The organism is Streptococcus sanguinis (assembly GCF_050234405.1).
In the GTDB taxonomy this organism is placed as follows: Bacteria; Bacillota; Bacilli; order Lactobacillales; family Streptococcaceae; genus Streptococcus; species Streptococcus sanguinis_W.
Map to the genome: position 1 here is coordinate 1,463,862 of NZ_CP092117.1, position 22,883 is coordinate 1,486,744.

The 22,883-nt window shown below is 45.5% G+C and carries 9 protein-coding genes and 1 pseudogene; all 10 read right to left on the minus strand.

Annotated elements, in window-relative coordinates; all coding sequences use genetic code 11:
- Positions 1-67: 67 nt before the first annotated feature.
- Complete coding sequence (locus MFP28_RS07250) at positions 68-4,306, minus strand: GEVED domain-containing protein (protein ID WP_427192030.1); 4,239 nt, start codon at positions 4,304-4,306, stop codon at positions 68-70.
- Positions 4,304-5,665: pseudogene (locus MFP28_RS07255) on the minus strand (CshA/CshB family fibrillar adhesin-related protein); the annotation flags it as partial. The pseudogene MFP28_RS07255 and the gene MFP28_RS07250, both read right to left, overlap by 3 nt.
- A 210-nt stretch (positions 5,666-5,875) precedes the next feature.
- On the minus strand, positions 5,876-15,448 hold the full coding sequence (locus MFP28_RS07260) for a CshA/CshB family fibrillar adhesin-related protein (RefSeq protein ID WP_002906823.1): 9,573 nt from the start codon (positions 15,446-15,448) through the stop codon (positions 5,876-5,878).
- Between the two features lie 171 nt (positions 15,449-15,619).
- On the minus strand, positions 15,620-16,111 hold the full coding sequence (locus MFP28_RS07265; RefSeq protein WP_002906824.1) for a flavodoxin family protein: 492 nt from the start codon (positions 16,109-16,111) through the stop codon (positions 15,620-15,622).
- A 72-nt stretch (positions 16,112-16,183) separates the two neighbouring features.
- Entirely contained in the window at positions 16,184-16,903 is a 720-nt protein-coding gene (gene budA, locus MFP28_RS07270) for an acetolactate decarboxylase (protein ID WP_002906825.1), read from the minus strand.
- A 149-nt stretch (positions 16,904-17,052) separates the two neighbouring features.
- A complete protein-coding gene (locus MFP28_RS07275; protein WP_080556460.1) occupies positions 17,053-18,282 on the minus strand; it encodes a tetratricopeptide repeat protein in 1,230 nt (409 codons plus the stop codon).
- Positions 18,269-19,447 carry an AI-2E family transporter gene (locus MFP28_RS07280; protein ID WP_002906828.1) on the minus strand — a complete coding sequence of 393 codons (1,179 nt, stop codon included), beginning with the start codon at positions 19,445-19,447 and terminating at the stop codon, positions 18,269-18,271. The genes MFP28_RS07275 and MFP28_RS07280 overlap by 14 nt, the downstream gene beginning before the upstream one ends.
- 170 nt (positions 19,448-19,617) lie before the next feature.
- Positions 19,618-20,991, minus strand: coding sequence for a HAMP domain-containing sensor histidine kinase (locus MFP28_RS07285; RefSeq protein ID WP_002906829.1), 1,374 nt, complete (start codon positions 20,989-20,991; stop codon positions 19,618-19,620).
- Positions 20,988-21,644 (minus strand): response regulator transcription factor, encoded by a 657-nt coding sequence (locus tag MFP28_RS07290; protein ID WP_002895843.1) that lies wholly within the window; start codon positions 21,642-21,644, stop codon positions 20,988-20,990. The genes MFP28_RS07285 and MFP28_RS07290 overlap by 4 nt, the downstream gene beginning before the upstream one ends.
- Before the next feature lie 21 nt (positions 21,645-21,665).
- Entirely contained in the window at positions 21,666-22,883 is a 1,218-nt protein-coding gene (locus MFP28_RS07295; RefSeq protein WP_002906830.1) for an ABC transporter permease, read from the minus strand.

Sequence of the window (22,883 nt, forward strand, 5' to 3'; positions counted from 1 at the left end):
AGAAAAAAGATTCACTAATGAATCTTTCCTCTTTTAATTCAGGTGTTAGAACCTAAGTTCTCACCTCTTAGTCTTCAGACTTTTTCTTCCGCTTCTCTAAGCCAATCAGACCCAAACCTGATACTCCCGCAAGTAAGCTTGCAGCTAAGTATGAAGTTTCTTCTGTACCTGTCTTAGGAAGGGCTTTTGTCCCCTCGCTCTTAGAAAGTGATGAAGGTGCAGGCGTAATCGTCCGCTCTGGCTGAACAGGATTTTCTGTCACAGTCGGAACGTAAACTGCTGAAATCGTCTGACCGTTGCGGTCTTTGCGAATCACTGTCACACCGTCAGCTTGGCCGACAAAGCCAGTTTCCGGTACAAAGGTCACAGTGCCATCTGGCGCAATCGTGTAAGTACCTTGACCTGGAACAACCTTTTCGGTGCTGCCGTCTGAGAATGTTGGCGGAACGGTTGGATCCACATCTCCTTCAAAGAGAGGCTTGCCTGTTTGAGGCTGGCCTTTGAGACCGGTGCTACCGGTATCTTCTGTGGCAGTACTTCCCAAAACAGTTGGGGTATAGGTTGCCGTCACGGCATTGCCATAAATATCTGAACGCTTCACGACGACTCCGCGAGCAGTTCCAACAAAATCTGCTTCCGGTACGAAGGTCACTGCCCCTAGCATAGTGAACCGATAAGTTCCTTCTCCTGGGACAACCATTTCGGTGCTGCCGTCCGCAAAGGTCGGTGCCACTGCCTGGTCAATCGCCCCTTCAAAAGTTGGCGTGCCCGTTTGAGCTTGGCCCTTGCGGCCACTGGATACACTGTCCTTGCTAGTTGATGGTTCCACCACGGTTGGAATATAGCGAGCCGTCACTGAGCTGCCATTCTTATCACGACGGACAAGGGTCACACCGCTTCCCTGACCAAGGAAATCAGCATCTGGAGTGAAGGTCACTGCTCCATCTGGAGTAATGGTATATGTTCCTTGACCTGGAATTGTCTTTTCCTTACTTCCATCTTCGAAAGTTGGTTCAACTGTTTCATCAATTGGAATCAATGGATCACCTGCTTCGAAGATAGGTTTGCCAGTTTGAACATGGCCCTTGATATTTGTAGATGTAGCATCTTTACCAGTTGGAGTAACCTTGGCAAACTCTGGACTGTAGGTAGCTGTTACTGGAGTGCCATTTTTATCGACACGTTTTACAGTCACTGAATCTGGTTTGCCTACAAACTGCTTGTCTGGTGTGAAAGTCACTGCTCCATCTGGAGTGATGGTGTATGTTCCTTGACCTGGAATGGTCTTCTCTTTGCTTCCATCTTCGAAGCTTGGTTCAACGGTTTCATCGATTGGAACTAGTGGATTACCACCTGCAAAGGTCGGTGTGCCGGTTTGCGGAAGACCTTGTGGACCGGTGCTGGTTGTATTGGTGCCTGTTGGAGTCACTTTCGTAAACTCAGGACTATAAGTTGCAGTCACTGGCGTACCGTTTTTATCGATACGTTTCACAGTAACTGAATACGGCTTGCCTACAAACTCCTTCTCCGGTGTGAAAGTCACTGCGCCATCTGGGGCAATGGTGTAAGTTCCTTGACCTGGAATAGTCTTCTTCTTGCTGCCATCTTCAAAGGTCGGCTCAACGGTTTCATCAATTGGAACTAGTGGATCACCACCCGCAAAGATCGGGGTGCCAGTTTGAGGGACACCTTGAGGTCCTGTGCTCGTTGCACTAGTACCAGTTGGAGTTACCTTGGTAAACTCTGGACTGTATGTCGCAGTCACTGGTGTGCCGTTCTTGTCTACTCGTTTAACAGTGATTGGATCTGGTTTTCCTACAAACTGCTTTTCTGGTGTGAAGGTCACTGCGCCATCTGGAGTGATGGTGTAGGTTCCTTGACCTGGAATCTTTTTCTCCTTACTTCCATCTTCGAAAGTTGGCTCTACTGAGTCATCAATTGGAACTAGTGGATCACCACCTGCAAAGGTTGGAATGCCAGTTTGAGGGACACCTTGAGGACCTGTACTATTCGCATTGGTGCCAGTTGGAGTTACCTTGGTAACGGTCGGTGTATATGTAGCAGTAACTTCAGTACCATTCTTATCCACACGTTTCACAGTCACTGGTGTTGGGGTGCCAACATACTGTTTCTCAGGTGTAAAAGTGATAGAACCATCTGAATTGATTGTGTATACACCTACTCCTGGAACAGTCTTTTTAGGCTGACCATCTTCGAAGGTCATTGGAGAATCCATATCAATTGGAACAGTTGAGTCACCTGGGCTGAAAGTTGGTTTGCCACTTTGTAGTTGACCTTGGAGGCCAGTTGATTCAGCATTGGTGCTGGTTGGGGTTACTTGAGTCACTGTAGGTTGGTAAACTGCTTCTGCTGTAGATCCGTTCTTATCACTTACACGAAGACGCGCAGGAGTAGGCGTCCCATAAAAATCTGGTGCAGGTTGGAAGCTAATATCTCCATTAGCTTGAACAGTATAAGTTCCTTGTAGCTTGCCACTTGTATCATGGACAGGCAGACTATTAGCTTGTTGAATTTGCCCATTAACTACAAATCGTGGTCCCTCTGGCGCTAAAGGCACCGTCGCAGTCTGTCCATTAATACTTGCTTGACCTGGAGTAAAGCTTATGTGACTCGTTTGAAGTTTCCCTTGTAAACCAGTAGACTGTGTATCTTGACCTGTTGGGGTTGCGGCCTTAACTTCGGCTTGATAAGCAGCGGTTACTTCTGTCCCGTTCATATCAACACGTTTAACAGATTCAGCACTTGGACGGCCAGTGTAGCTAGGAACCGGTTGGAAGGTTACACGACCTGAGTTATCAACCATATAAGTTCCGACATTCGGAACACCCTTAGTTGTTTGACCGTTATCAAAAGTTGGAGCAACTGCCTCATTAATTGGCACACGATTATCACCTGGCGTAAAAATCAAATTACCAGATTGTTCAGCACCTTGAATACCCTCAGAGCTTGCTCCTTGTGCTGTTGGAACAAGACGCGTTACTGTCGGTTGATAGGTTGCGCGGTGCTCTATTCCATCGGTATCATGCAATTGTAGATTGACTGGGTCAACTGTCCCCACAAACGACTTATTCGGAGTGAAAGTCACACGCCCAGTAGCTGGATCTAACTCAAAGGTTCCCACTTCTTGGCCTTGCGAGGTTGCCTTCGCGCTTGTTCCAACAATACGATTGCCATCAGCATCCAAGAAAGAGACAGGATTCGTTGCAGATGGTTGAACAGGTGTCTTAGCAGGATTGCCATCATTAAAGACAATATCTTGCACTTGAGGCAAACCTTGTGCGTCCGTCGAACGATGTTCCGTGAAATTCAAAACAGTCGGAATATAGCGGGCATCCATATTATTCAACTTATCGTTGATAAGAGGTTCTCCATTATTCTTTGCAATCCAATCAGTACTTGCACCATTAGTATCAACACGGCGGATATTAATTCCTTGAGTAGTACCAATATAGCCATTGCTAGGTTCAAATATCACATCCACATTTGCACCCTTGGCTGTTACTTTATATCGTCCCTCAGCAGTATTGTACCAACCGTCGCCATCTGCTGTTAATGTATGTCCTGCATTGTCCAAAACAACAGGTGCTACAGTTGTATCAATAGCCGCTTTCTTGCTTTCATCATTTTGATCAATACCTTGAGGTGTAAACTGAAGAGTAGCTTTCTGAGGCTGGCCGATTATTCCTGAACTTTCCTTCTTTTCACCTTTTGGCGGATAGGTCAAGATGACTTCTAAGTCTTCAACTTCCCCACTAAAGGCTGTTCCCGTAGGTTTTTCAATATCTCCCTTATTCAGGGCAATACGGACCCGCATTCCCAGCTTGCTAACTGCAGGATTGGTCATCGCTGGATTATTCTTAAAATTAACAGTATAGTCACCAGCCGTTGTTACTTCAGTAAATTCGCTGGCCTCATTTTCATCAAAAACACCATTTTGATTGAAATCAATCCAAGCACGAACATAGGCCTTGCTATTACCATTGGCAGAGGCTTGCAAGCGAACTGAGTAGTCACCATTTTGAAGACGATTGACTCGGAAAAGGTTATTCGTCTTACCGGTCAAATCAGAAGGCAAGAGCTGATTAACCCCTTCGTCTGCGTGATCAGTATCGTCATCATGCCTCCAGTCATTACCCGAAGTAGTATCAATATCAGCTTCAACTCGACCCAAGAATGGCTGAGGAGTTCTTGCACCCGTATTGGCATCATAACCAGAAATAGCATGAACAGCATTTCCATAAGAAGCCGGTGCATCCCCCTCATCAACTACCATAAAACCAATCATAGCAGCTTGCTGACCTGAAGAAGCAATATAAATCCCAACTTCTGAAGCACCTCGTGTCATCACAATCGGAACAGTGCGATCTTTAGAAGTATTAGGACCAAAGACCTGAGAGCCCAAGCCTCCTGTTTTTTGATCTGGATTAGTAAAAGCAGTCCAGTCGATTACAGGTATAGTCGCATTATCCCCTATATATTGTCCATATCTGTTAGGGTTCATCGGTGCATAAGTGTCGGTAATTACAGACCCATCTGGCCGAACACGTTTCCATTCTGCCAAGTGTTCCCATCCTTGGCCATTAGTCGTGAAGATAGCATACTCCCCTGGGTTGGCCTCTTCTCCATCTGCCATGATAACCGTCGCTTTTACAGGTTTCCCAAGGTAAGTCGCTTCTACCTTGAATTTTATACCGTAGCTAGCACCATTTTTAGGAACTTGTAATTGAGTCTTTCGACCATTGGTGTTAATCCCTTGGTCTCGGACGGCTGTCCATTGATTCTGTTCCGAACCTATAATTTTGGGTCTAGCCGAATCTCCCTCGGCTTCTTGCTTTCTATAGTCTTCGTTTACATATCTGAACCAAGTGTTTTTCGCATTCGGATCATAGCTGTTTTCATACTCAGTACCCTTAACGCGGTCACGATAAACCTCTGTTGAGTGGAAAGGTTTTAATTCCGTCACTGTCAGTTTGATACGATAACCTGGAGAAATTTCTTTCTCATAGACAGTACCAACTTTAAAGGAATCATCCGTATCTAAGTTACTGATGGCGCTTCTATCACCAAGATCCAGCCAGTTGATCTGCTTCATCAACTCCGTTGGGTTCTTTTTTTCAGAGTCAGCCAAAGTAGGCTTCTCAATTGTGTTGTTAGGATCACCATCTCGCAGACCAGTAGGTGCAGCATCCCGTCTTACCCGACGAGAGCGACTAGACTGAGCTGTCTCTGCGACTGCTGCTGGTTGAGCAGGAGCTGGTTGGGTATTCTCCTCAGACTTAACTTCTGTGGGAACACCTGCTTGTGAAGAGGCAGTTTCTGCAGCCGGCTGCTCACTTGTTGACTTGCCATCTGAATCAGGCCTTGTAGTCGTTACAGCAGATGTATCTTCTGCCTGAGCTGAAATAGTGGCAGGATTACTTTCCTCAGCTGGTGAATTTAGCGGCTCTGCAGTACTTACTGAGGAATCAGCTATACCTGTTTGAGAAACGTCGTTTTGAGTCCCAGAAGAAACAGTCTCATCAGCACTAACCTGCGCAGCTGCTCCCAAAAGAAGCAAGGTCGATAAGAGCACAGAACAAACACCGACGTTTAGTTTTCGAATCGAAAACTTACGCAGGTGTGGATTAAACAAATCTTTTCCCATAATAATCTCCTAAATAATCATTTAAATTGCAGATTTTATTATACACTATTCTATTTTAGTTATCCATATATATAACTATAATTGTAAGAAACCAACATTATAATTAGACACTTTGTTGAAAACAGTCTATTTTTAACAAAAAAAGAGGAAAGATCCATAAACGAATCTTTCCTCTTTTAATTTAGTATCTGAAACCTAAATTCTTAATTTTTAGTCTTCAGACTTTTTCTTTCTCTTCTCTAAGCCAATCAGACCCAAACCTGATACTCCCGCAAGTAAGCTTGCAGCTAAGTATGAGGTTTCTTCTGTACCTGTCTTAGGAAGGGATTTTGCACCCTCACTCTTAGAAAGAGACGGTGGTGCAGGCGTAATCGTCCGCTCTGGCTGAACAGGATTTTCTGTCACAGTTGGAACGTAAACCGCTGAAATCGTCTGACCATTACGATCTTTGCGAATCACTGTCACACCGTCAGCTTGGCCGACAAAGCCCGTTTCCGGTACAAAAGTCACAGTGCCATCTGGCGCAATCGTGTAAGTTCCTTGGCCTGGAACAACCTTTTCAGTACTGCCATCCTCGAAAGTTGGAGGAACGGTTGGATCTACGTCGCCTTCAAAGATTGGTTTACCGGTCTGAGGCTGTCCTTTAAGACCCGTGCTGCTGGTATCTTCTGCGGCAGTACTTCCCAAAACAGTTGGGGTGTAGGTAGCCGTCACAGCATTGCCATAAATATCTGAACGCTTCACGACAACTCCGCGAGCAGTTCCGACAAAGTCGGCTTCCGGCACAAAGGTCACTGCCCCCAGCATATTGAAACGATAAGTTCCTTCACCTGGGACAACCATTTCGGTGCTGCCGTCCGCAAAGGTCGGTGCCACTGCCTGGTCAATCGCCCCTTCAAAAGTTGGCGTGCCCGTTTGAGCTTGGCCCTTGCGGCCACTGGATACACTGTCCTTGCTAGTTGATGGTTCAACTACGGTTGGAACATAGCGAGCTGTAACTGAAGTGCCATTCTTATCACGACGGACAAGGGTCACACCGCTTCCCTGACCAAGGAAATCAGCATCTGGAGTGAAGGTCACTGTACCGTCTGGTGCGATGGTGTATGTTCCCTGACCCGGAATAGTCTTTTCCTTGCTTCCGTCTTCGAAGGTTGGCTCTACTGACTCATCAATTGGAACCAATGGATCACCTGCTTCGAAGATAGGTTTGCCAGTCTGAACATGGCCTTTGATATTCGTAGAGGAAGCATTTTTACCAGTTGGGACTACTGCTTTCACTATTGCTTGATATTTGACAATAACAGGAGTTCCGTTAGCGTCTAAACGAATTAACCCCTGTTCTGATGTTTCACCCTTGAATTGTTTTATTGGGGTGAAGGTCACCTTGTTATCCGCATCTACTTCGAACTTACCAACATTTGGCACTTCTTTAATATTCTTTCCGTTACCAAAGAGTGGAGTCGAACCAGCTGGGAATGGAACTAATTTATGTCCTGGCGTGAAAGTCACTTGACCTTTTTGAACCTGACCTTGCAGACCTTCTGTCTTAGTGCCAGTACCAGTCGGAGTTACCTTAGTGAACTCTGGACTGTAGGTCGCAGTTACTGGTGTGCCATTTTTATCTACTCGTTTCACAGTGATTGGATCTGGTTTACCTACAAACTGCTTGTCTGGGGTGAAAGTCACTGCGCCATCCGGAGTGATGGTGTACGTTCCCTGACCTGGAATGGTCTTCTTCTTGCTGCCATCTGCAAAGGTTGGCTCAACAGCCTCATCGATTGGAACCAGTGGATCCGCACCTTTGAAGGTTGGAGTGCCTGTTTGCGGAAGGCCTTGTGGGCCAGTGCTCGTCACGGTGGTGCCTGTTGGAGTTACCTCTTTCACTACCGCTTGGTACTTAACTGTAACAGGGGTTCCATTGACATCAGTGCGAGTCAATTCAAGTTCTGGCGTTTCGCCCTTGAATTGTTTGTCTGGAGTGAAAGTCACCTTGCCGTCCGCATCCACTTCGAATTTACCGACATTCGGTACTTCTTTGACAGAAGAGCCATTGTCAAATAACGGAGTCGAACCAGCTGGGAATGGAACAGAATCATGGCCTGGAGTGAAGGTGACTTTGCCTTCTTGAACTTGGCCTTGCAAGCCTTCTGTTTTAGTGCCGGTACCTGTTGGAGTCACCTTGGTAAACTCTGGACTGTAAGTCGCAGTTACTGGAGTACCATTCTTATCCACACGTTTAACAGTGATTGGATCTGGTCTGCCTACAAACTGCTTGTCTGGAGTAAAGGTCACTGAGCCATCTGGAGTAATGGTGTAAGTTCCCTGACCTGGAATAGTCTTTTCCTTGCTGTCATCATCGAAGCTTGGCTCAATTGTTTCATCAATTGGAACCAGTGGGTCGCCGCCTGCGAAGGTTGGAGTACCCGTTTGAGGAAGGCCTTGAGGACCTGTGCTGGTTACATTGGTACCTGCTGGAGTTACTTTCGTAAATTCTGGACTGTAGGTCGCAGTCACTGGTGTACCATTCTTATCCACTCTCTTAACTGTTACTGGATCCGGTGTCCCAACAAATTGCTTCTCTGGAGTAAAGGTCACTGAGCCATCTGGAGTAATGGTGTAAGTTCCCTGACCTGGAATAGTCTTTTCCTTGCTGCCATCGTCGAAGCTTGGCTCAATTGTTTCATCAATCGGAACTAGTGGGTCACCACCTGTGAAGGTTGGAGTACCCGTTTGAGGAAGGCCTTGTGGGCCAGTGCTAGTTGCAGTAGTACCTATTGGAGTCACTTTCTCAACAGTTGGTGTGTACTTAGCCGTCACTGGTGTACCATTCTTATCTACTAGCTTAACAACAACTGGGTCTGGTGTCCCAACAAATTGCTTGTCAGGTGTGAAAGTGACAGATCCATCTGGTGCTACTTCAAAGGTACCGACATTTGGAACTTCCTTGCGTTTGCTTCCATCATCGAAAGTCGCTGGAGTATCATTATCCAGTGGTACATTCGGGTCGCCACCGACAAAGTTTGGTTTACCCGTTTGTGGTCGGCCTTGTGGACCAGTGCTAGTTGACGTAGTAGCTGTTGGAGTTACCTCTCTCACTACTGCTTGGTACTTGACAGTTGCTGGTGTTCCATTAGCATCAGTCCGAGTCAATTCGAGTTCAGGTGTTTCACCTTTGAATTGTTTGTCTGGAGTGAAAGTTACCTTGCCATCTGCATCCACTTCGAACTTACCAACATTTGGTACTTCTTTAACTGCGGTACCATTATCGAATAATGGAGTTGAACCAGCTGGGAATGGAACTGAATCATGACCAGGCGTGAAGGTGACTTGGCCTTCTTGGACCTGGCCTTGAAGACCTTCTGTCTTATCACCAGTACCAGTTGGAGTTACTTTAGTAAATTCTGGGCTGTAGGTAGCCGTTACTGGAGTACCATTCTTGTCAACTCGCTTAACAGTAATTGGATCTGGTTTACCTACAAATTGCTTGTCTGGCGTGAAGGTCACTGCTCCATCCGGAGTGATGGTGTAAGTTCCCTGGCCTGGAATCTTCTTCTCCTTACTTCCATCTTCAAAGGTCGGTTCAACTGTTTCGTCAATCGGAACCAATGGATCACCACCTGCAAAGGTCGGTGTGCCAGTTTGAGGAAGGCCTTGTAGACCTGTGCTGATTGCATTGGTACCAGTTGGAGTTACCTTGGTGAACTCTGGACTGTAGGTCGCTGTCACTGGTGTGCCGTTCTTGTCCACTCGCTTAACTGTGATTGGGTCTGATTTACCCACAAATTGCTTGTCCGGTGTGAAGGTCACTACGCCATCTGGAGTAATGGTGTAAGTTCCTTGGCCTGGAATCTTCTTCTCCTTACTTCCATCTGCGAAAGTTGGCTCAACAGTTTCATCGATTGGAACTAGTGGGTCCGCAGCTTTGAAGATTGGAGTTCCTGTTTGAGGGATACCTTGTGGACCGGTGCTCGTAACTGTGGTACCTGTCGGAGTTACTTCTTTCACTACCGCTTGGTATTTAACTGTTACTGGTGTTCCGTTGGCATCCACACGAATAATTCCTAATTCTGGTGTTTCACCCTTGAACTGTTTGTCTGGAGTGAAGGTCACAATGCCATCTGCATCCACTTCAAACTTACCGATATTTGGTACTTCTTTAATATTTTTTCCGTTACCAAATAGCGGAGTCGAACCTGCTGGGAATGGAACTAATTCATGACCTGGCGTGAAGGTGACATGGCCTTTTTGAACCTGACCTTGCAAGCCCTCTGTCTTGTCACCAGTACCTGTCGGAGTAACAGCTGTCACAGTTGCTTGGTAGTTGGCCTTGGCTACTGTACCATTGACATCTGTACGGCTGAGTTCAACTTCTGGTGTCTTACCGACAAACGTTTTGACTGGTGTGAAAGTAACATTCCCCTCTGTATCAACCTCGAACTTACCGACTTTGGCAATTTCTTTGACATTCGTGCCAGTATCAAAGACCGGTGAGCTGCCGGTTGGGAAGCCGACTTGCGGACTTCCTGCTTCAAAAGTAACCTTGCCTTTTTGAACTTGGCCTTGAAGCCCCTCCGTCTGAGCACCTGTCGCTCTTGGAGTCACTTTCTCAACAGTTGGCGTATACTTGGCTGTCACAGGAGTGCCATTTTTGTCCACTCGCTTAACAATAACCGGATCTGGTGTGCCAACAAATTGCTTATCTGGGGTAAAGGTGACAGAACCGTCTGGTGCCACTTCAAAGATACCGACATTTGGAACAACCTTGCGCTTGCTTCCGTCATCGAAAGTAGCCGGAGTATCATTATCCAGTGGAACTCCCGGAGTGCCGCTCACGAAGTTTGGCTTGCCTGTTTGTGGACGGCCTTGCTCACCAGTGCTGGTGATATTTGTTCCCGTTGGAACCACTTCTTTCACCACTGCTTGGTATTTGACGGTAACAGGAGTGCCATTCACATCTGCTCGAACCAATGTCAGCTCAGGAGTGATTCCCTTAAACTGCTTGTCTGGCGTGAAAGTCACCTTGCCATTCGCATCCACTTCAAATTTACCAACGGTTGGAATCTCTTTAACAGTCAAACCATTGTCAAAGAGCGGAGTTGTTTCAGCTGGGAATGGAACTGAGGCATGACCAGGTGTGAAGGTAACATGGCCTTCTTGAACCTGACCTTGCAATCCTTCTGTCTTATCTCCAGTACCAGTTGGAGTGACTTTAGTAAACTCAGGACTGTAAGTCGCAGTGACTGGTGTACCATTCTTATCAACACGTTTCACTGTCACTGAATCTGGCTTTCCTACAAACTGCTTCTCTGGTGTGAAGGTAACCGTGCCATCTGGTGCAATGGTGTAAGTTCCCTGACCTTGAATTACTTTTTCCTTTCTGCCATCGTCAAAGGTTGGCGTGACTGCTTCATCAATCGGAACTAGCGGATTACCACCTTGGAAAGTTGGGGTACCTATTTGCGGAAGACCTTGAGGACCGGTGCTAGTCACATTAGTGCCCATTGGAGTTACTGATGTAACCGTCGCAACATAAGTGACTTTTGCGGCAATACCATTTGCATCTTTGCGAGAAATGCTAATTTCTGGTGTTTCACCTACAAAGCGCTTGTCTGGCGTGAAGGTAACATTGCCCTCCGCATCTACTTCAAACTTACCGACTTTGGCAATTTCTTTCACATTCGTACCTGTGTCAAAGACTGGCGTGCTGTTGGCTGGGAATCCTACTTTGGGATCGCCAGCTTTAAAAGTTACACGACCCTTTTGAACTTGTCCTTGCGGACCTTCTGTCTGATCTCCAGTTCCCGTCGGAGTCACAGCGGTCACAGTCGCCCGATATTTAGCCTTGGCTACTGTTCCATTGACATCTGCACGGCTGAGTTCAACTTCTGGTGTCTTACCTACAAACGTTTTGACTGGGGTAAAGGTAACATTCCCCTCCGTATCAACCTCGAACTTACCTACTTTGGCAATTTCTTTCACATTCGTGCCGGTATCAAAGACTGGCGTGCTGTTTTCTGGGAAGCCAACTTGCGGACTTCCTGGTTCAAAAGTAACCTTGCCTTTTTGAACTTGACCTTGAGGGCCTTTTGTCTGAGCACCTGTTGCTCTTGGGGTCACTTTCTCAACAGTAGGCGTGTACTTAGCCGTCACAGGAGTGCCATTCTTATCTACACGCTTAACAACAACCGGGTCTGGTGTGCCAACAAATTGCTTGTCAGGTGTGAAAGTGACAGATCCATCTGGTGCCACCTCAAATATACCGACATTTGGAACAACCTTGCGCTTACTTCCATCGTCGAAAGTCGCTGGAGTATCATTATCCATTGGTACATCTGGGTTGCCACTGACAAAATTTGGCTTACCTGTCTGTGGACGGCCTTGTTTACCAGTGCTAGTGATGTTTGTCCCTGTTGGAGTTACAGCAGTGACTGTCGCCTTGTAGATAGCTGTAGCTGTGCTGCCATTCCTATCTGTACGAGTAATTCTGATGTCCGGCGTAAGGCCTTTAAATTGTTTCTCTGGAGTAAAGGTTACATTTCCATCCTCATCCACTTCAAACTTACCAACAGTAGGTACTTCTTTAACAGTCGAACCATTGTCGAAGAGCGGAGTTGAGCCAGCTGGAAAGGCCACAGTTTGTTTTTGACCGTTGACTTGCGCAGAACCTTCTGTGAAGCTGACTTTTCCTCGCTGAACTTGGCCTTGTATACCACTGGTTTCAGCATTCGTCGCACTTGGTGTTGCTGCTTTTACATCAGCCTGATAGGTAGCTGTTACTTCTGTTCCATTGACATCTACTCGCTTGACAGTCTCTGCCGCTGGCCGTCCAGTATAAGTCGGCAGTGGAGTGAAGGTAACTAAGCCTTGATTATCCACCTGATAAGTGCCGACACCATCAACTGTTTTAGTTTGGCTGCCATTATCAAAGATTGGCAACTTCTTGCTATCAATAGGCACACGATTATGGCCTGGATTAAAGGTCAATTGCCCTGTCTGAACTGCACCTTGAATGCCCTCGCTGCTGGCACCTTGAGCAGTCGGTCTAACAGGAGTCACCTTTGGCTGATAAACAGCTTGGTGCGGAATACCTTTGCCATCAGTCAGCTGAACGGAAACAGGGTCAACAGTACCAACAAAGTTTTTGTTTGGTTTGAAAGTAATCTTACCTGTTGCAGATTCGACTTCAAAACGACCGACTTCCCGACCATTTGATAAAGCTGGAACTCTAGTATCATCTGTAGTCGTTCCATCCGCTTTCACAAATTTTACTGGATTTGCTGCCGTCGGACTTGCCGGAGTTTTGCCAGCATCACCATCATTAAAGACAGGCGTCTTTTCTTGCGTTAGTCCTTGAGCATCCGTTGTTTCATACTTAGGAACATTGAGCACGGTTGGCACATAGCGTCCATCCATGGTGTTGAGCTGGTCATTGATGACTGCTTCAGCCTGATTTTTGGCAATCCAATCTGTACTTGCTCCATTAGTATCAAAACGACGGATGTTAATTCCCTGGGCTGTGCCGATAAAGCCTGCCTTAGGCTCATATACCACATCTACATCAGCACCGTTTGCTGTTACTTTATAACGGCCTTCAGCAGTGTTATACCAGCCTTCTGCATCAGCTGTCAGGGCATTTCCTCTCGCATCCAATACAATCGGAGCTTTAGTAGTATCAATCGCTACTCTCTTATTCTCAGTATTTTGAGCAATCCCCTGCGGAGTAAAATGAAGAGTGGCTGTCTGTCTCTGATTACGGATTCCAGTACTTTCCTTCTTCTCACCTTTTGGTGGATAAGTCAGTTCAACTTCTAGATCTTCCACCTCACCACTAAATGCAGTTCCGGTTGGCTTTTCAATATCTCCCTTGTTCAAGGCGATACGAACCCGCATTCCCAACTTGCTAAGTTCAGGATTAGTCATAGCTGGATTCTTCTTAAAGTTGACAGTATAATCTCCCGCAGTTGTTACTTCGGTAAATTCACTGGCTTCGTCTTCGTCAAAGACACCATTATTATTGAAGTCAATCCACGCGCGAACATAGGCTTTTTCGTATCCATTAGCCGAAGCATGGATGCGGAGAGAATAATCTCCGTCATGCAGACGGTTTACTGGAAAAAGACCATTGGTTTTCCCGACTAAATCATCAGACAAGAGCTGATTAATACCTTCATCGGCTAAATCATTCTGATCGTCATGCTTCCAGTTGTTTCCAGATGTGGTATCAATATCAGCCGCAACACGGCCCAAGAATGGCTGTGGATTTTGACCGCCAGTTTCTGCATTGTATCTTGAAATAGCATGAATCGCTTTTCCATAGGAATCCGGTGCATCACCTTCATCAATTGCCATAAAACCAATCATCGCAGCCTGCTGACCAGAAGAAGCTATGTAAATACCAACCTCTGAAGCACCACGAGTCATCACAAGTGGAATCGTATTATTTCTAGAAACATTCGGTCCAAATACTTGACTTCCCAGTCCGCCAGTCTTTTGATCAGGACTGACATAGGCCTGCCAATGAACCCCAGTACCGTCATTTCCAATAAATTGGCCTTCTGTAGTAGGCTTCATTGGCTTATAGGTTTCTGTAATCTCAGTAGTCACACCATTTGCGTCTGTAACTGTACGCTTCCATTCGGCCAAATGTTCCCAACCCTTACCATTGGTTGTAAAGATAGCATACTCACCAGGGTTTGCCTCTTCTCCATCAGCCATGACAACGGTTGCTTTAACAGGCTTCCCACGATATCTAGCTTCAACTTTGAACTTCACGCCATAGTTAGCTTCATCTTTAGGAACCTGCAGTTGGGTCTTACGCCCTTTGGTATCAATTCCCTCTGACTTAATAGCTGAATATTGATTCTGAGCAGCACCAGTAATTTTAGGACGGTAATCATCACCATACCAATACTGATAAGCATAATTATTGCTATTGTTATATTGAAGCCAAGTATTTTTTGCATTGGGATCATAACTGCTTTCGTACTCAGTTCCCTTTACTCGATCACGATAGATCTCTGTCGCATAGAAAGGTTTCAATTCCGTCACAGTCAGTTTGACCACATAGCCTGGAGAAATTTCCTTCTCATATACTGTTCCAACTTTAAAGGAGCCATCTTTATCTAGATTTCTCAGTGATTTAGTATCACCAAAATCTAGCCAGTTTACCTGCTTCATCAACTCATCAGAACGTTTCCTCACTGATTCTTCCAGTGTTGGTTTAGAAACTGTAGGATTAGGTGTCGCATCTTGTATAGCAGAGCTAGCTTGACCAGCAGGACTGGCTGTACGGAATGAAGTTCCTGCCTCCATTGGCTGACCATTACGATCAGACCTTGGCATAGCCGCAGAACTTGGTTTTGGCGTATATTGCACTGAATAAGAGCGCGTCCGACTAGCTTCAGCTGGTCTGGCTTCATTAGAGGTCTCAGCTGTTTGATTAGCTTCTTGTGCCTTTTCAGGTGCTGTTTGCTCTGAAACTGCAGCTGGACTTACCAGCTGATTTTGATCAGCACTTGCTTCTGAGTTAGCTGTTTCAGGAACAGCAGATGTTGCTGTATTCTCAAGAGCAGGCTGACTGACTGGCTGACTCATAGCAGAGTCCGTCGGTTTTTCTGGCAGTGAGATATTATCATCTACAGATCCGCTGGCAGTTTCATCTGCATTGACCGTAGCCGCAGTACCTAAAAGAAAAACGGTAGATAATAATACCGAGCAAACTCCGACATTTAATTTTCGAATTGAAAACTTATTTAAATGGGGGTTAAATAATTCTTTTCCCATAGAATCTCCTATATTAATATTTAATAGCAATTGGTATTATACAACATTTATATTTAGTTAGCCATGGATATGACTGTAGTTGAGGGCCATTGTGTCCAAAAATAGACACATAAAAAAAAGGCTCCATTTTTATAGTAAAAAAAGAAGATCCGCAAACGAATCTTCTCACTTTTAACCTTCTGATAAAACCTTATCTAATTTTTCCTGCAAGGCTGCTAATTCCCAACCTTCAATTTCTTTCAGTTCATGAGTGGTTACGGCCAGCCCCTCATATTCGAGTCCGCAGTTCTGGCAAAAGCGGCTCATCACGTAGTCCAGCATTTCAATTTCTTTGCTGGGTTGAGAACCTTGCAGGAGAAAAAATACCTTTTTGCCCTTAAGTGCTTCCTGCGGCTCATGTACATCAGCCACTCGGTCCAACAGAGTTTTTAGCAAACCTGAAAAAGACCACCAATAAATAGGGCTGGTAAAGACCAGCACATCAGCCTGACTCAGCTGCTCATAGACTTGAAAGAACTGGTCGTTTTCTGCTGACTGCCCATATTGCTCAATGTGGTAATCCACTAATTGAAGAGCCTCATAATCTCTATCCCGCAGAAAAAAGTGCCCCAACTTAAAACTATTACCATTCCTATTCGGGCTGGCGTTTACCAAATAAATCATAGCTTCTTTTCTCCTTTATTTTTTCCAATTATATCAAAAAAGAGGGAAGCAAACAATGCTCACCCCTACTATTTATTCCGACTTTTCCATATCTTCTTTCATCTCATCCATATTAAATTTAGCAAAGAGATACTTGCGATCTTGTACTGGGAAACGCTGATCCAGCTGGTCTACAGCACCCAACTCGACGAAACCTTCCTTGATGACAAAGTCCATGACATGTCCGCCAAAAGTCAGATCATCCGATACAAAATGCAGATGATAGCCTGCCAGACTAACCCCGTGGAAAATCTCAGGCGTCCAGATACCAACGATGGTGCCTGTGACATTTTCCTTACGATACTCAGGCTGATTGACCGCTACTTCTGCAAACTTCCGCTCTGTCGTAGACTTGGGAATCATCCGAACATGCATGCGGGCGAAATCGCCGTGAATCTTGATAGAGCGGAAAAGATTTTCCCCATCATAGTAAGACTCAATCCGCTTCTCCAACTCCTTGTCATCCATCTCAAAGCGCTGACGGAAAATGACCTCCGCCTGATGAGGAACAACGGCCGCGTAAGGTACTGTCATATCTGGTGACACCTCAACCACTTCTGGCACTTCTCCAGAGCCCTTTGCCTGATAAGCCTTACCATTAAGAACAATGAGCTCACCATCAATAGAGTCCAATGTCCCCAAGCCCAAATCTCCATACTGCAGCAACTCCCCAACAGTCATACTGCCGTCGTAAAGACCAGCCATCAAGGCTCCCAAAGTATTATATTGAAATAATTTGATTGGTTCTGCCATTCTTTTTCCTTAATCTTTCTCTTCCTAAAAATATTATTGCCCATCCAGCTAAGCTTTTTTCATCTTTATTACATTGGCTTACTGAATTTCTACGCCAATCATTATACCATAAATCGCGGGAAATGGCTGAACGAGTGCTTCTTCAGCTGTTATAAACTTTCATAAAGCTCCTGCATACTAGCATCATCAGGTACCAATCTCAGGTAAGAAGCAGCAGCCCTTTTAGCTTCTTCAAATTGGCCTAATTCTCGCAAAAGATAGACATACTGCTCTAGAAACTCTGGATTATCATGCAATTCACGAGCCAGTTGATTATAGAGTTCCTCTGCTTTTTCCAGATTTTCCAAAGCCTGATAAGCACGCGCCAGATTCCAGCGGGTCAAGGCGTTATCGACTTCTTGCTCAGCAAATTCTAAAATATCCTCATAGCGCTCCTGCTCCAAATAAAGAGTAGTCAATCGCAAGGCAATCTCTTCCAAATCATCCGCATCTTCCTGAGCTTGCAATAGATAATTTTCAGCCGCTTTCTCATCGTGAAGTTCATAAGAAAGCTGTGAGGCTAAAAGCAAGAGCCGAGTCTCAAAAGGATTCTTAGCCAAGCCTTGCTGGGCAAGGGTCAGGGCTTCAGCCGTCCGATGCTCCGCATGAAGAGACAGGGCATAGCCATATTCGTAGCCTTCAAAATCCGGTGACAGAGTATCCAATTGCTTAAAATAAAGATTGGCTTTCTGGTATTCTTCCTGATCCGCTAAAATAGTCGCCAGCTCATAAACCGCTGCATCGTCATACTCAAGCTCAACCGCTTTCTCCAAAAACTCAATAGCCGCAGCAAATTTCCCAAGACTGGCATAGCATACTCCAATCCGCTGATAGGTTGAGACGCCTGTCTGCTCAAAGATTGAGCGATTGTCTAGCTGGGCGTATTCCTTAATCGCCTGAGAAAAAGCCCCCAGCTCCAAATCAATCTCAGCCAGACCAAAGGTTACCAAAGTCTCATCAGTCAGCTCCGCTGCCTGAGCCAGTTTTTCTCGAGCTACATCGGGCAGCCCCTCTAGCTGATAGAGGTCAGCCTTAGCCAAGAGAGCAGCAACATACCAGTCACTATCTGGCTGAATCTCCTCTAGATAGGTAAAAGCCTGCTCCAAGTCCCCATCGTCACTGGCAATAGCTGCCAGACTGATATAAGAAGCCGGATAGTCAGGAGCCAACTTTTCAAAAATACGCTTGGCCTGAGGGAAAAAGCCGATACTCTCTAAGTAATCGGCCAAGTCCAATAATTCTTCTTCGCTGTCTGTAGTCAGGGCTTGCTCGAAATAGCGATCAGCCAGAGCTAGGTCCTGCTCCTGTAAAGCTGCTAACATTTGCTCACTCTTGCTCACTGATTTCTCCTTCTTGTTCAAAATCGGCTTCATAGAGGCCACTTACTTTCTGATACCACTTAAAGATGGCCGCAATAGCTACCTTGGCTGAAGCATAGGCGGGAATTCCCAGGAAAACGCCCCAAATACCAAACATGGTACCAGAAGTCAATAATACGAATAAAATCGTAATTGGATGAATACTGAGCTGACTGCCCAAGACCAAAGGAGAAACAAAACGCCCCTCGATTGTCTGCTCAACGATGAAAACGACAATGACTTTAGCCAGCATCACTGGACCGCCAGCAATCAAACCGATTGCCAGAGCCGGAAGCATAGCCAAAAAGCTGCCCAGATAAGGCACCAGATTGAGAACGCCGGCAATTACTCCAAGAGTGACACCATAGCGCAGACCAATAATCTTGAAGAAAACGATAAACATCAGAGCTACAATGATAGCAACCGTCACCTGACCTCGCACATAATTAGCCAGCTGGCTGTTGATATCCGTCATCACTTGACCAAAAGAAGCGCGGAATTTAGTTGGCAGAAACTGGGTCACATAGCCTTTCAGGTTTTTCCCGTCTCTCAGCAGGTAAAAAAGGATAAACGGCATGATGATAATAGCCACGACAATCTGCGAAGTTGTACTGATTAAGTTACCCGCCCAATTGACTGCCCTAGATGAAAAATTGCTGGCCCAATCGGTAATCTGACTAGACAGATTGCTAGTGTATTCCTCAATCTGCGGCTTGAAATCTGCCGAAATATACTTAGTCACGACATCGTCGATGAACTTGTCAGCCTGCTTCAGATAAGCAGGAACATTTCTGACAAAGGCCATGACCTGATGCTGCAAGCTAGGAATAGCAACAGCCAAGCCCCAGATAATCAAAAAAGCAATTAAAACAAAGACAATGGTAATAGCAACCAGTCGATTAATCTTGTGCTTTTCCATCCAGTCGACGATGGGATTTAACAGATAATAAAGCAGACCAGCTAAGATAACCGGCAGCATGATTACTCCCAAAAATTCAATGACTGGACTAAAAATAAAACTGATTTTACTAAGTATAAAAATATTCAGCCCCATCAAAAGGGTTACTAAAAATACTGTAATGGCCTTGTTATCCAAAAACCATTTAAAAAACCAGGATAGGCTAAAATCTTTCTCTTTGTGCTCCATATTCTCCTCCTTTAACTTGTCATTTCATTGTAACATTTTTCGGAGAAAAATTCTCTGCTCAGCTATAGGGAAAAGCAAAAAAAGAGAGGAGACAGAAGACTTGTATTTTTCGCAAAATACAGCTTCTGACTTCTCTCTTCGGTTCCTGCAAGGCCAGCTAGAATGCAAGGCTATTTCTCAACAGTCGGCAGAGAAATGCTAAAGCGCATCTTCCGCCCATCAAGGGCTTCAAACTGATATCGCAGACCATGCTTGTCCAAAATCTGCTGAACGATAAAGAGTCCCAGACCAGTCCCGCCGTCCTTGCGATTGCGACTGTAGTCTGGCCGGTAGAAAGGCTGAAAAATCTGCTGAATTTGGTCTTTGTTCAAAACTCGTTCCGCCTCATTTTCGATGACTAGCTCACGCTCTTCCAGCCTGAGTAAAATCTGTCCGCCTTCTACTGTATAATGAAAGGCATTGTCCAGAAGATTTTTGATAGCCTTGAGCAGATAGGTGCGGTTACCCTTGACCTTCGCTTCTGCCAGCTCAACCTGAAAATGGTAGTGTCTGACATCTGCTAAAACTCGATAGGTGCTCAGATTTTCCTCCAAGACCTGCTTGAGTGAAAAGACTTCCTGTTCAGTTTCAGTCTTCATCTCCAGTTTAGAAATGGCTAAGATAGACTGGACCAACTCCGACTGCTCCTCTAGAATTTCTCGGCACTTCTGCAAGTACTTGTCTCGATCCTTGAACTCTCCTACTCCATAGATCATGCCATCAACCATCCCCATCATGCTGGTAATGGGTGTCTTGAGCTCATGCGATGTCATTCGCAAAAACTCAGCCTTTTCCCGCTCGCTTTCTGCTACCTTTTCATTTTCCAGGCGCAGAGCCTCGATACTGGTCAGCAGATTGGCATAGAGATGATTGATATCTTGGGCCAGTTCGGCAATCTCATCACGCCCCTTGACCTGACAGGTCACATCTGGAGCCAGACTCGTCATTTGACGGGTGCTCTTAGAGATGGCTTTTATACGCTGACTGGAAGTCCGGCTGTAGAGATAGGCTGCCAGACCACCCAGACTCAGAGATACAAGCAAGACAAATGGATAGAGATTAAGCAAAATCCGACTAGCATCAGAAACAGGCTGTAAGGAATATTCCCCTCTCAGGACAACTTCTTTACCATCTGAAGTTCGAAAGCTTTCTGATAAACTCTTGCTCTCATAGTCGCTGTTGGCAATTGTCGGAACGATGGTCAGCTGCAGAGAACTTTCATCGCCAGCTTCGAGTGAAGGATAGAGAATCGTATTGTCTTTCGCAAGCAAGGTAAACCAAATCAGATTACTCTTTTTACTATAATCACTCAAGAGCTCGCCGATTTCCTGACTGGACTTTCCTTTGACTTGCTTGGAAACTTGGTCAAATTCTCTCTTAGCTTCTCCACTCTTAACCTGCTGATAATACACCGGCATGGCAAAGTAAAGACTGGCTAGAACGATAGTCACCACCACGAAAATGATAGACGAGGTCAAGAGAAAGTTCTTTTTGACAATTTTCACTTGTCTTCTCCTCCAAGCTGGTAGCCCATACCCGTAATGGTTTTCAGCGGCACACCTGGAATCTTTTTGCGGATATTCTTGATATGATTATCCAGCACCCGACTATCCAGCTCGCTGTAGCCCCAAATGGTAGTCATCAGCTGATCTCGGGTCACCAAATGCCCCTTCCTCTTAGCCAGAGTCTGCAAGATTTCATATTCTTTCTTGGTCAGAGGCATCTTCTCACCCTGCCAGTAAACCGTGCAGTCATCAATAGAAACCGTCAGGTCGCCAACAGCAATCTCTGAAGCAACTGTATTTCTGCGCAGAATATTCTCAATCCGTTTGACCAAGATTAGCGGTGAAAAAGGCTTGGTTACATAATCACTGATGAGATGATTAAAGCTGACTAGCTGGGTATACTCGTCATCCAGAGCTGTCAAAATCATGACCGGAATCTGAGAGGTCTTGCGGATTTCCTTCAGTACTTCCAGACCGCTCTTGGTTGGCAGCATCATATCTAAGATGACCAGATCAAAGGGCTCTTCTTCAAAAGCCTGCAAGGCATCACCTCCGTCAAAGACTGGTCTCACCTCATACTGACTTTCCTTTAAAAACTCGCAAATCACTTGATTAATTGTCGTATCATCTTCCACCACTAGAATCTTGTGCATACTTAGATTTTTCTCCTTTACCTATTCAAATCGCAGGGCTTCGATCGGATCCAGCTTAGATGCTTTCACAGCTGGCAGGAGCCCAAATACTACTCCTATTATACAACAAAAGATCAAACTTACAAAGACAGAAAAGAGGGATAGAATATACGGATAGGCTAGAGACTGGGTGATGGCAAAGCCCGAGGCGATACCAGCTACCACGCCAATAATTCCTCCCATCAAGGTCAGGATGACTGCCTCAATCAGGAACTGCTTAAGAATGATCTTCCGCCGAGCTCCCAGAGCCTTTTTAATCCCGATTTCACGAGTCCGCTCTGTCACTGAAACCAGCATGATATTCATAACACCGATACCTCCGACTAGGAGAGAGATGCTGGCAATACCTGCTAGCAAGACAAAGTTAGACTTGTTGAGATTATCCAGCTGCCGTTCAAATTCCTGCAGGTTGAGCACACCAAACATATAGTCTGACGGTGGCATTTGCTGATTGAGGTAATCACTAACCTTCTTGGCTACCTTCTTCAAATCATCTGCCTTATGGGTTTGGACAGTCACTTCAGGACTGACATTAATGGTATCAAAAATTCGATGCCACTGCTGCAGGGGAATATAGGCTACCTTTTCCGCACCAGCTGTTAAGCCACTCTGCTCAGTCGACTCAAATACGCCAATAACCTTAAAGGGATTTCCCAAGACTTCCACATACTTGCCGATACCATCCCCCTTTGGAAAAAGACTATCATAAAGTGACTTTTCCAGATAGGTCACCTGCTCTTGATTTTTAAAAGCTTCTGAGTCAAAGCCTTCACCTTCTAGCAGACGTTGCTGCTTGATGTCAGCGGCTGTCTGCGAAACAGCCTGAATCTTCCCAGATGACTTTTGGCTCAGGTAGTAAATCTTCTCATCTGTACCATAGGTCAGCAGAGCATTCTTGACCCCAGAGATTTCCTTAATCTTACTCAGCACATCCTCTCCCATAAAGGGAATATAAGAAGGCTTCTGAGCTTGAGATTTCTCTGGAATGGTCGGATCGATGGCGCTTTTCTTGTCATAGACGACCTTGATTGTGTTATTATTCCCGCCAATGAGCTGACGCTTGGTATTTTCCGTATTTCCCTCAATGATAGAAAAGATAGCGATGATAGCGCCTATCCCGATGATAATCCCCAACATGGTCAGCATAGAGCGCATTTTATGCGACAAGATTGAATTCAGAGCTACAAAAATATCTTCCAT